This window comes from Pedobacter sp. AC190, from assembly GCF_979258025.1.
Genome location: NZ_OZ409824.1, coordinates 3,336,513 through 3,349,177, shown reverse-complemented (window position 1 = coordinate 3,349,177; position 12,665 = coordinate 3,336,513). Strand labels below are relative to the sequence as shown.

At 35.0% G+C, this 12,665-nt stretch carries 10 protein-coding genes; 2 read left to right on the top strand and 8 right to left on the bottom strand.

Going from position 1 to position 12,665, the window contains the following annotated elements:
• The first annotated feature begins 107 nt into the window (after nt 1–107).
• Nucleotides 108–629, top strand: coding sequence for an NADPH-dependent FMN reductase (locus ACZZZI_RS14810; RefSeq protein ID WP_316756592.1), 522 nt, complete (start codon nt 108–110; stop codon nt 627–629).
• Between the two features lie 443 nt (nt 630–1,072).
• Here the strand turns inward: ACZZZI_RS14810 and ACZZZI_RS14805 are convergent, their stop codons facing one another.
• Both ACZZZI_RS14805 and ACZZZI_RS14800 read right to left on the bottom strand, forming a co-directional pair.
• Complete coding sequence (locus ACZZZI_RS14805; RefSeq protein ID WP_463489863.1) at nt 1,073–2,143, bottom strand: DUF2891 domain-containing protein; 1,071 nt, start codon at nt 2,141–2,143, stop codon at nt 1,073–1,075.
• Nucleotides 2,144–2,234: 91 nt separating this feature from the next.
• Nucleotides 2,235–2,687, bottom strand: a complete 453-nt coding sequence (locus ACZZZI_RS14800) for a substrate-binding domain-containing protein (protein ID WP_316756585.1) — start codon at nt 2,685–2,687, stop codon at nt 2,235–2,237.
• 44 nt (nt 2,688–2,731) lie between these two features.
• Here ACZZZI_RS14800 and ACZZZI_RS14795 point away from each other — a divergent pair, with 44 nt between their 5' ends.
• A complete protein-coding gene (locus ACZZZI_RS14795) occupies nt 2,732–4,366 on the top strand; it encodes an ABC transporter substrate-binding protein (RefSeq protein WP_463489862.1) in 1,635 nt (544 codons plus the stop codon).
• 86 nt (nt 4,367–4,452) lie between these two features.
• On the opposite strand, the gene ACZZZI_RS14790 is transcribed toward ACZZZI_RS14795, so the two are convergent.
• The 6 genes from ACZZZI_RS14790 to ACZZZI_RS14765 all read right to left on the bottom strand — a co-directional run bounded on the left by ACZZZI_RS14790 (nt 4,453) and on the right by ACZZZI_RS14765 (nt 12,580).
• The gene (locus ACZZZI_RS14790) at nt 4,453–6,879 is read right to left on the bottom strand and encodes a TonB-dependent receptor domain-containing protein (RefSeq protein ID WP_316756581.1); all 2,427 of its coding nucleotides are present in this window, start codon (nt 6,877–6,879) and stop codon (nt 4,453–4,455) included.
• A gap of 223 nt (nt 6,880–7,102) precedes the next feature.
• The gene (locus ACZZZI_RS14785; protein ID WP_344767366.1) at nt 7,103–8,341 is read right to left on the bottom strand and encodes a cyclopropane-fatty-acyl-phospholipid synthase family protein; all 1,239 of its coding nucleotides are present in this window, start codon (nt 8,339–8,341) and stop codon (nt 7,103–7,105) included.
• A gap of 17 nt (nt 8,342–8,358) precedes the next feature.
• Entirely contained in the window at nt 8,359–9,162 is an 804-nt protein-coding gene (locus ACZZZI_RS14780; protein WP_463489861.1) for a DUF1365 domain-containing protein, read from the bottom strand.
• Between the two features lie 225 nt (nt 9,163–9,387).
• Nucleotides 9,388–10,632, bottom strand: a complete 1,245-nt coding sequence (locus ACZZZI_RS14775; RefSeq protein WP_463489860.1) for an NAD(P)/FAD-dependent oxidoreductase — start codon at nt 10,630–10,632, stop codon at nt 9,388–9,390.
• 49 nt (nt 10,633–10,681) lie between these two features.
• Complete coding sequence (locus ACZZZI_RS14770) at nt 10,682–11,713, bottom strand: SAM-dependent methyltransferase (RefSeq protein ID WP_316756571.1); 1,032 nt, start codon at nt 11,711–11,713, stop codon at nt 10,682–10,684.
• 72 nt (nt 11,714–11,785) lie between these two features.
• Nucleotides 11,786–12,580, bottom strand: a complete 795-nt coding sequence (locus ACZZZI_RS14765) for a DUF1295 domain-containing protein (protein ID WP_463489859.1) — start codon at nt 12,578–12,580, stop codon at nt 11,786–11,788.
• Nucleotides 12,581–12,665: the final 85 nt, after the last annotated feature.

Sequence of the window (12,665 nt, the reverse complement as noted above, 5' to 3'; positions counted from 1 at the left end):
TTTTGCGTTGTTTACGCCCTTTTTCTCAATCAGCTAAGATACAAACTATATGGTAATTTTAGCAATAAGGGCATTCGGGTTTTGCACATCTTATTAACAATTTAAGCATGATTACTATAATTGCCGCCACCAACAGACCCAATAGCAATACGCTGAAAGTTGCTAAATATTACCAGCAGCAACTTAAACAAAAAGGTGTAGAATCTAACTTGTTCAGTTTGGAGCACTTACCTGTTGATGTTTTAAATACAGATATGTTCGGTAAAAGGTCTACTGCTTTCCAAAAAATTCAGGATTTAATTTCGAATACGGATAAATTCCTTTTCGTAATGCCCGAATATAACGGCAGCTATCCTGGTGTTTTAAAAGTACTTATCGATGCCTGCAATTTCCCAGATAGCTTCTACGATAAAAAAACGGCCCTTGTTGGTTTATCATCTGGCAAATATGGCAATATCCGCGGCGTAGATCATTTTACAGGCGTTTGCCATTACATCCATCTTCACATTTTACCTTTACGTATTCACATTCCTAATATCAAAACCGAGTTAGATACAGATGGCAATTTAATTAAAGAAGATACCATTAAATTTACCAACGAACAGATCGAGAAGTTTATTAAATTCTAACCGCATTCAATCTTTTATTCAAGTCAATCGCTTCTTAATCATTTGAAAAGCACAGCCTGCATTTCATTTTATTGTTAGTCCCGTTTTTCGCTTGTACGCTTCGCTTCGTCGTGCCTCCTTGCTGCAGGGTACCGCTACAACCGTGTTTAAAAACTCAGTTTTCTGCATTAAATAAAAATTTTAAAGGTTTAGTATTTACGGAAAAGAGGGGTTTTTTATTCTGAAACACAGTCTTTTATAAAATAAACCTGGTAACAGTGAACACGAAGCCCGATTTTTTCAGGGGCGAGTAAAGCGAATAACAGGACTTTCGAAACCGATAAGCACCGAAGCTTGATTTTCAAAACAAAAAAATATTTCGGTGTGTGCGGTTACCGACCAAAAATTAGAAATCTTTAAATAAACGAATTCCGAAAAGCTCAGAAAGACATGATTATTATTGGCTATTCAAGCGCATATACCGCAAAAGATGCTAGCCAATGATCACCACCATAATTGCCCGCAAAAACCAGGGGTAAGGCGTTAGCTAAAAACTTGTCAGCAGTTACTTCAAAATGTTTCTTTAATTTATGGTTTTTGGGTAAATCTTTCGCAATTCCTTTCATACACCAGGCTCTTGTAAACGACAAACCAACCAAATGAACGCCTTGATAATCATTTATATCACTAATAACAGGCAAATCGCTGATGCGTTTTAGGCTTCGCTCCTCGTAGAATTTATTAAGCCAGCTTACAAATTGTGCATTCGGTAAAACCCGACGCATTAAATCGGCTATTTCTAAACTTGGCGAAAAGAAATCAGAACCATCGGGTTCTAAATAGGCTGGAGTTGAGGTATTGTCTAAATAAAATGCTTTTGCTTTATCGTCAATTTGTTTTTCGAAAGCCGTGTCTTTGAATGTCCTAGCCCAATCTAAGGCGAACACCAAACCAAATGCAGTATTTGGATGCACGCCAGTTCTGTTCGGATAGGTTTGTTTAGGTAAATAAGCCTTCCAAAGTGTTAAAATTTGTTTAGTTAAAGGCTGTAAAGCGGCATACCATTTCTTGGCATCTGGATTATCCCAGGTGTATAATTCCTGATCTAGCTTTAGTAACCACGCCCAGCCATAAGTGCGTTCGTAAGTATTGGCAACCTGATATTTGGTAAAATATTCGGCCTCTGCAAGCATTTTTTCTGGCATAAAAGTTTTATTTAACTGCGCAATTATTTCTGATTTATTTTTAAGATCAGGGATTGTTTTCAACAACCTTAAAAGCATCCAATGTCCATGAACCGAACTATGCCAATCTAAGCAACCGTAAAATGCTGGATGCAATTCGCTTGGCAGCAACCTTCCATCAACTGCTGTATTAGCTACGTGCGATGTTTTATTTGGAAATTCCTGAATAATGCAACCCATTGGCATTTTTGAAAGCTTTTCTGCGACTTCAGCAGTTAAATTTGGTACAACCTGCGAATGGACAAATAAAAAGGAAAATAAAAGCGTAGAGATGGCAAAGAACTTTTTCATCGTTGACTGGATTATTAATTTATTATTCTTTATGCTGAAATTTAAATGATGTTTTCTTGAATGACAACTTCAATAAGCAACAAACATTTTATCAGGCTCCAAACCTAATCCATTTATCCCCTTCGTGACCAAAGATAAAAGAACCTGGGTGAAGCATTTCGGCCATATCTTCTATTAAGGAAACTGCATTTTCGGCAGAGCGTTCGCGATTAACATCATCGTTTAATAATATAATACGATTATTTTTTACTGCCTGCCAATCGGCATCTAAAACTGATGGCACTTCACGCATTAAATCGGTTAGTGTTTTTCCTGGTTGGTAATAAATAACAAATGCAGCACTTAAAATATCTGATTCGATCATTCCGCCTGCAAGGGCAATTTCTTCCGACAAAAAATAGCTTGGATTGTTGCTAACATCGAGTAAGGCAACAGGCATTTTATCCATAAACTTAATTTTGTGCTCAACAATATCTAAACGTTCCTGTAAATCTTCTTGCTTGCTGGCATCCAAGCCAATAAATAAATCGTTTAAAAAAGACATCTGCATTAAATTTATTAATTTGTGCAAAAATAACAATCCTTTTCATGCTAGGCTCATTTAAGTATATATTTTGGTTTTTTTGCAGTATTATTTTCATTTCGTGCAAAGAGCCAACAAATAATAAAGATAAAAAAACCTTTAATATTAATCTGGATCAGGGCTTAACCTCTTTAGATCCTGCTTTTGCTCGTAATCAAAATGCGATTTGGATGACCAACCAAATTTTTAACGGCTTGGTACAAATCGATTCTACTTTGCAAACCGTTCCTTGTATTGCAAAAACCTGGCAAATATCTGATGATGCTTTAACCTACACTTTTAATCTTCGAAATGATGTTTACTTTCAAGACGATCCTATTTTTGAAAACGGTAAGGGAAGAAAAGTTGTTGCCAGCGATTTTGCATATAGTTTTTATCGTTTAATCGACCCAAAAGTAGCTTCATCTGGAGGTTGGATTTTTAGCGATAAAGTAAAGGATCAAGGTAACTTTATTGCCGTCAACGATACCACATTTCAAATAAAACTAGTTCGCCCATTTCCGCCATTTATGAGTTTACTAACTTCTCAATACTGTTCTGTAGTACCCAAAGAGGTAGTAGAACATTATGGTAAGGATTTTAGAAGTCATCCAGTTGGAACTGGTCCGTTTAAATTTAAGTACTGGAAAGAAGGTGAAATATTAGTGCTTTTAAAAAACGAAAATTATTGGGAAAAAGATTCAACTGGCACCCGACTACCATATATCGATGCCCTAAAAGCTTCTTTTATTACCGATAAGCAAAGCGGTTTTATGAGTTTTTTGAAAAAGGATTTAGATTTTTACTACAGCGTTGATGGTAGCTATCGCGATGATATTTTAACCAAAAGCGGCAAAATGACATCAAAGTATAAAGGCAAATTTACATTAAGAAAAGGGCCTTATTTATGTACAGAATATGTTGGAATTTTAGTTGACACAACTTTAAAGGTTGTAAAAAAATCGCCATTAAGATTTAAGAAAGTTAGGCAGGCCATTAATTATTCCATCGATAGAGATAAATTAATTAAGTATTTAAGAAATGGAATTGGAATTCCCGCAACATCTGGTTTTATACCAAAAGGAATGCCTGGTTTTGATAGCGCTGTTGTACGTGGATATTCTTACAACCCTAAACTTGCAGCAAAATTATTAGTAGAAGCAGGTTTTCCCGAAGGAAAAGGCTTAACGGAAATTACCTTGAATACCACTACAACTTACAAGGATTTAATCGAATTTATTCAAGGTGAATTAAACGCCATTGGTATCAAAACTAAAATAGATGTTAGTCCGAGTGCCAGTTTAAGAGATTTAATGTCGAAAAATAATGTAAACTTTTTTCGAGGAAGCTGGATTGCCGATTACGCCGATGGCGAAAATTATCTGTCGATGTTTTATTCTAAAAACAAGGTTCCATACGGGCCAAACTACACTGCTTTTTACAATAAAGATTTTGATAAACTATTCGAAGAAAGTTACTACGAGCCCGATAATGAAAAAAGATTTAAACTCTACCGCCAAATGGACCAAATGGTAATGGATTATTCACCTGTTATACCTGTTTTCTACGATCAATCGGTTGTAATGTTGCAAAACAATATAAGTGGCTACCCAATGAATCCGCTGAGTTTAATGATATTGAAAAAGGTAAAGAAAAAATAAATTGTTTTTCTTGAATTATAGATTTATGCCATAAAAAAAGCCTTCGATAAAAATCGAAGGCTTTACTTTTTATATGATTTGGGTATCTATTGTTGAACACCGCCCATTCCACCTTGCTGTTGATCTTGCTTAGTATCGTCGTTTTTAATTTTTTTCTTCTCTGTAAATTTAAGCTTACCGAAAGAATAACTAAAGTTAACACCAAAAGAACGAAGTGGGTAGTAAATATTCTGACTTTGATAAACGGTACCTGTTGCAGTAACCGAATTATTAACAGTTTGAATATGTAAATCGCGGTTAAATGGATTCAAAGTATTAATACCAATGCTTCCTTTTTTCTTTAAGATTTCTTTCTTAAATGATGCGCCGTAGAAAATCATCGCATCCGTTTTACCTTGATAGGTTCTACGTGGAGAGTTTACAACACCAAATAACTCAAAGTTATAACCTTTACCAAAACCATAAGCCGAACGGCCGAAAATGTTATAATTCAAGAATGTTCCAGTACTAATATTTAATACTGTATTGGTAACCTCATATGTGTTTAAACCAATGTTAGTCATTAAAGTCCATTTTGGTTTAGGATTGTAAGATGCAAAAACGTTCATTCCGTAAGTTTGCGCTGTACCAACGTTAATGTATGAAGTATAAGTTTTGTTCGTACCGTTTTCAGATATTGGCGAAATTGAACTTTCGATTACGCCACCTGTACGACGGTAGAAGACAGATGCATTGATAATTGAACCTTTAATATAAGTGTTGTAGCCTAATTCAAAGTTATCACTAAGTTCAGGATTTAACTGAGGGTTACCCTGCATGATATTAAACTGATCGCTTTCGTTACGGAACGGATTTAAATAGGATTGACCTGGTCTTTGTAAACGACGGTTATAGCTTAATTTTAAAGTTGCATTACCTTTTAAAGTTTGCGATAAAATTGCACTTGGGAACAAATTAAAATAATCATTTTTCTGAACACCACTATTTTGTGTGTTGAAATCAATCTGCGTGTACTCACCTCTTACACCACCTTTAAATTTCAATTTTTTAGTAAGCTCGAAACTAACTACACCATAAACGGAAGAAACATCCTGGTTATATTCAAAATCTTGTGCAGCATTATCAAACTGACTTTTAATATCACGTAAGATAGCTTTTGCGCCAACCTCTAAAGTTGTGGTTTTAGTAAAAGGATAGGTATAATCTGTTTGGAAGGTATATTCGTTATTTTTACCAGTATTATTACTGATGGTTTGGAAACCCGCAGGGAAAGCTGCAGAGGTAAGAATATTACTAAAACTTGTTGGTGTACGACCGCTAGATAACTGAGCAGAAATCGAAAATTCTTCTCCTTCTTTTTTGCTTGTTTTTCTGTAATCGACATTCCAGTCCAAGTTATTAAAAGTCATATCCATATCACTAACATTAGTTGCTGGCAAGCCATTAATTATGTAATTCGATGCACCAGGACCGCCGTTAGAAAAACTATTCATTTTAACATTAGTACTGATGTTGTTATAAGCATTGAAATCGTAATCTAAACCTAAGCTACCATTATAACCCTGACGGCTCCATTTAGAATAACCATCTTGCGATACGCTATTTAAACTTCCGTTATTTAATGTTGTTTGATTTAAAATAACTACTCTCGAATTTTGAGCGTATGCTAAATTTGTACCCAAGCTTGTATTTACACTTAAACGACCAGTTTTAGCCGTTAAGTTGAAAGAGCCGTTGTTTTGGCGGGTTCCAGCAGAAGCATTTACCGTACCACTAACGCCCTGAGCATTAGATTTTTTTGTTATGATATTGATAATACCACCAGAACCTTCAGCATCATACTTTGCTGATGGACTTGTAATTACCTCAACACTTTTAATCTGCTCTGCAGGAATCATTTTTAAAGCATCAGCAACGCTGCTTGCCATTGTGCCAGAAGGTTTTCCATTAATTAAAACACGAACGGCACCACCACGTAGCTGAACGTTTCCGTTCATATCTACCGATAACATCGGTACTTTACGCATCACATCTGTTGCATCGCCACCAGCATTTGTTCCATCCGCTTCGGCGTTATAAACCATTCTATCGATTTTATTTTCGATAACTGCTTTTGTTCCTGTAACCTGAACTTCTGCCAAACTATTTTCTGTTGATGATATAAAAACATTACCGAGGTTAAAATCGGGTTTGGCTGGTGTAGTGCTTACCAAAACAGTTTTTGTTTTGTAACCCATAAAACCAATTAGCAATTTATAATCGTTTGGTGCAATGTTTTGTAGCACCAATTTTCCTTTAGCATCGGTTACACCACCGTTAACAGATTTTGTTGTTTTAACAGAAATCAAAGAAATTGTTGCGTAATCTATAGGCGCTTTAGTTACCGAGTCTAAAACAGTAATAGAAACACGGCCTAAAACGGATGACTTTTGAGCGCCACCCATGCCAAACTGTGCGTTTGCGTTAAAAAATATTCCAAGAATGATGAAGGTTAATAGTAGAATTCGTTTCATTTTAATAGTAGTCTTTTGTAATTAGTCTACGCAAGGTGCATTTTGTTACATAGCTGCAAAATACTTTTTATGCCACCGCGTTAATTTGGTCGGCAAAGGTGAGGTTTTTCTCGGTAAAAAATACCAGAATTTGAAAATGAATCATTTATAAACAAAAAATGGGTAACAAACTTTTAGTTCATTACCCATTTTATATTTTTTTTTTAGAATGATTGAATCTTAACTATCTTGAGGTATTATTCGGTCTAGAATAAACCAATTGCATTACATTAATATTCCGCATGGCGAAAGCAGCCTCACAGTAGTTTAAATAATAGTTCCATTTGCGAATAAAGGCTTCATCAAAACCCAATGCTTTTGCCTTATCTAAATTCTTATTAAATTCTAAAAACCAAAGATGAAGTGTTTTGGCATAATCCAAACCCATATCTTTCAAATCAACCATAGTTAAATCGCCTGTATTGTTAATGGCATTATTAATTGCAGCAACAGAAGGCAACAACGATCCAGGAAATATGTGTTTCTGAATCCAATCTACTCCATTTCTTAATTTATCATAGCGAGAATCGGGAGCAGTAATTACTTGAAAAGCAAAAATTCCGTTTGGCTTTAACAATTCCTGGCATTTTTCGAAATAGGTTTCTAAATATTGATGTCCGACAGCTTCCAGCATTTCTATTGAAACAATCTTATCAAATGTGCCGTCAATTTTTCGGTAATCCTGAATTATGATCGAAACTTTATCTTCCAAACCTTCTTTCTTAACACGCTCAATAGCCAGTTTTTGTTGTTCTTTTGAAATGGTTACCGAAGTAACTTTGCAACCATAGTTTTTGGCCAGAAATATTGCATTTCCGCCCCAGCCACTCCCAATTTCTAAAACATGATCTGTAGATTTAACTTTTAACTGCCTGGCTAATCTATCGTATTTTGCATATTGAGATTCTTCTAAATTTAAATCATCGTTTAAAAAATAACCACTTGAGTAAGTCATGGTTTTATCTAAAAAAGTAGCAAAGAAATCATTATTTAAATCGTAATGTTCTGATATATTTTTCTGAGAACCTGCCAAAGTATTCGCTCTGCGAATATGAGTAAGTTTATTAACCCACTTAAAAAGATTAAGAGCTACAGATTTTACCTTGCTTCCTGTAACTGATGGTGCATTTTCGATATTTAGAATTACCCATTTAATAACATTGGTAATGTTGTTGGTATCCCAAAGACCTTCTGTATAACCTTCTCCGAAACCAATATCGCCATACAAAGCTATAGATTTAAAAAAATCGGGATGATTTACCTGAATATTTGCCGAAATTTTATCCTCACCGTTGCCAAAAACTAACGTTTCTCCGCTTGGAAGCGACATTTCAAGTTTACCTAAAGGCATTTTCGATAATGCATTGATTACAATTCTTTCGAAAAAACCAGTTGATGTTTTGGTAGCGACTAGGGAATTCATATTTCTGGGAGCGTTTGTTAAGGTTTATATGGTTTATATACGTTACGTTGTAGCTCAGGGTTTTCGGCTTTTGGATGAAAAGATAGTTTTTTTAACCAAAGTCTGAATGCTTGCCAATGGATCATACCCATAATTTGCAAAGGAATTAATGGAATTGAGAAAAAACACTTCAACAAACTAACATTATTTAACGTTTTTTGTTCACCCTTTAAAGTGCTGATAAAAAATCGATTACCCTGTTTATCAATATCATCGATGTTGATTTCTAATTTATCCGTCGGTATTTTTAAGTTAAAATCAAATACATCATCATGATTGATAAATGGAGAAACATAAAAGTATTTAGTTGTTATTTTTTTAAATGTATCGCCATCCAACTCCTCTTTTCCGAAGAAAAAAAGTTTCATTTCGCGGTAAGTATTACTAATTTCAGCAACGCAACAAACTGGATTTTCAGCTTCATCGAAACAATAATAAAACGAAACGGGATTAAAATTATAGCCTAATACATTTAAATTGGTTAAAAGCTTAATTTTTAAACTACTTCCATCAACGCCGTTCTCTTTAAGGTAAGTTTCCAGGTGCTGTCTGGTATTTTTGGTTTGGTCAGGATTTTCCTTTGGTAATTGAAGATGTTCTTGATCCCTAAAAGAAAACAAATTAAACTTATTCCGACTAAACCAACGAAGTTTTTTAGCCAATAAATCTATTTCATCCAAATCGATATAAAACATATACACTTTGTACCAAAAAGAATGTTTTTTTGGCGCCAGGCGATGGTGCATTACTTTTGCAGTATATATGGATGATTTTAATGGCATTTATTTCAATTTACAAAAAAAAACACTTTATCGGTGAAGTGAAGTACGATGGCAGTGATTAACAGCTTTGTCATTTTGAGCGCAGCGAAGAATCTACAGTATATTCGTCAAAACGAAAATATCTTTTTATACACTATCAACTATTATCGGCAGCATTCTATCGACTTCAGATTCTTCGTGCCTCAGAATGGCAACAAAAACTACGGTCGAAATTACGACAACCTTTTACATCATTAAGCACAAATCTACCGCACTTTTATATGCATCTTCATGAAAACCATATTTAAAATAACTGCCACAATAATAAATCGGACCACTTTCATTTAACTCATGCAATCGCTCTTGTGCCTGCATTGCTGGCACATCAAACAACGGATGATGATAATCGATTTCCTTTACAATTTTACTTGGGTTTAAAGTTTCCGTTGGGTTGATTGAAACAAAGTAATTTGTTTTTTTAGAAACACCTTGCAGGCTGTTCATCCAATAAATGGTGCTCGGCAAAAACTTATCACCTTGTTTTTCTACACGGTAATTCCAACTGCTCCAGGCCAATTTAGCTTTAGGCATTTGATCTTCATCAGTATGTACAACCGCTCTATTTAACTGATATTTAAACTTCGAAAGCAACTCGGTTTCTAAAGCGGTTTTATCTTTTACAATATCAAAACTCTGGTCGGCATGGCTCGCCATAATTACTTTATCAAACTCAAACTTCTCTCCTTTTAAATTTTCGACCTCAACCTTTCCGTTTTCTAATCTATTCACGGAAACGATTTTATTATTTATTTTAATCCGCTCTCTGAAAGGTGCAATCAGCTTTTCGCGATAAGCCTGGCTCCCATTTTGCAAGGTGTACCATTGGTGTTGTGTATCTAAACCCAAAAAACCATGATTCTTGAAAAACCTGATTAAAGTTATCGCTGGGAAATCTAAAATCTGTTCCATTGGCGCACTCCAAACCGCAGCACTCATCGGAATAAGGTATTGCCAAAGCATATCATCACTGTAACCAAATTCCTTAAAAAATCTTCCAATCGAATAATCCTGATACTCAGGTTTATCTAAAATTTCTATACTTTGTTTATTAAAACGGTTAATTTGCATCAGCATTTTTAAATAAGAAATATTAAAAATATTCTTTCGCTGTGCGAATAAATGATTTAAACTCGAACCACTATACTCTAATTTTTTTGGCAAAAACTGAACGCTAAAAGACATATCCGTTTTAATAACAGGAGCATCAATCTCGGCAAACATTTCTGTCAAATTTGGATAGGTTTGGTAATTAAAAACCATAAAACCACTATCCAGATAAATCGGTTTTCCGTCTTCTTCAAGCGTAATAGTATTAGTATGTCCGCCAATGTAATCGGCCTCTTCAAAAACAGTAATATCGTATTTATGTTGCAGTTTATGGGCACAACCCATTCCTGCTATTCCAGAGCCAATAATGGCGAGCTTTTGCATGATGTAATTTTGAGATGTATGATTTTGCTTGGTCTTTCAACTTTTTGCTTTAAGCTCTTTTTTCGAATAAATAATGACAAACCATCCATTCGTTACCTTTATTATAATTAAATAATTCGGCACAACTCATGTAAAACAAACGCCAGTAAACCCACCATTTTACAGCCTGATCTTTACCGTAGGTGTTTGCTAAAATTGGCATGATTTCGGTTTTATGTTTATCCATATTGCTTAACCAGGCCTCAGAAGTTTTACCGTAGTTTGTACCGTTTACCACCCAATGTTTGTCGATTTTTAAATCATCATTAAAATAGAAAAATAGATGATTTGATGGCATAATTCCGCCAGTAAAAAAATATTTACTCATCCAATCGGTTTCATCAATTACCTCAAACTTGTAAGCTAAAGTTTTGTGTGTAAAAATATGAACAAACAACTTTCCATCGGGCTTTAAAAAACCTGCAACCTTATTCAGCAAAAATTTATAGTTGCGCATGTGCTCAAACATCTCTACAGATACAATTCTATCGAAAGTATCGGCAATGGTAAACGTATTCATATCGGCCGTTAAAACCGTTAAGTTTTCAATACCGCGTTGTTTAGCTGTTTCATCAATAAAAATTTTCTGCGTTGCAGAGTTAGAAACCACCGTAAATCTACTTTCGGGAAATTTAGCCGACATATAAAGCGATAAAGAACCCCAGCCACAACCCAATTCCAAAACATTCTGACCACTTTGTAAATCAGCTCTTTTACAGGTTAAAGCCAACATATCATCTTCAGAGGTATCAATATCCTTAACTCCAGGTTTCCAGTAACCACTGCTGTATTTAAGATTTTTACCTAAGCAATATTGAAAAAACTGAGTCGGTAATTCGTAATGCTGTTCATTAGCCTCGGCGGTGTTTACAGCAATTGGCGATTGCTTAAGCTCCTCCACCAAATCCATAAATTTTTCCTGCTGCAGTTCTTCATTATCTAAAGTTTCATCATCTAAACGCTGCTTACAAAGTTTTCTAATACCCAATCGCAAGGCAGTATCAGGAAGTTTATCGTTTTCTAAAAGTTTATCGTACCACATAATTTATAAGTTAATAGCTATAGGTTATAAGTTTGGGCAACTGTACACGCACCTCAACGCACAACCTCTAACCTAATTTTTCCAAGGAAAAAAAGCACTCGTTGTTTCCTGATATTTTTTATAGGCTACTGGCTTGCTTCTCAAATTTTGCTCTTCATTATTCGGAACGCCCGTAACTTTGGTTAATAAGTATAAAATTATGGCGGGACTAATGATGGCTAAAATTCCCCAAGGAGATGCCAAAGCAAAAACAAAATAAGCCATCCATGTTAACCATTCGAAAAAGTAATTTGGGTGACGGCTGTAATGCCACAAACCTGTATCACAAACTTTTCCTTTGTTTTTCGGGTCTTTTTTAAAGTCTGCAAGCTGTTTATCGGCAATCATTTCACCAAAAAAGGCAATAATCCAGATCCCAATTCCCACAAATTCCCAAATGCTTATCTGTTTAGATAAATTCGCGGTAATAATAAAGAAAGGAATCGCCAGTAATACATTAGAAATGGCCTGAAATTGAAAGAAAAAAAAGAAATTTCTATCCGCTTTTTCGCCCCATTCTTTTCGTAGTTGTTGGTATCGCCCTTCTTCTTCGCTTAAATGACCAATAACACGCTGCCAAAGATGTAAGCCTAAGCGCAGTTCTGCCAATAAAAACATACCACAAATTATAAGCTTTCTGGTTTCAAAACCCTCAGATAAAAAGAAAGTAATTAGGGTAATTACTGGAAAATTTAATGCCCAGAAAACATCTACAACACCAGCATTTTTAATTTTTTTTGCCCACAACCAAACCATAAACATAATGGCGCAGCAAGCAATTAACGATACAAGGGCAATGAAAAACAGGTGTCCCGTTTGAAAAGGCATAAAATTTAAGGTAAAAGGTTTAAGGCCAAAAGCCACAGTTTTAACATAACTGAAACCTTAGCAAGACACCCTACACCTTTAAACT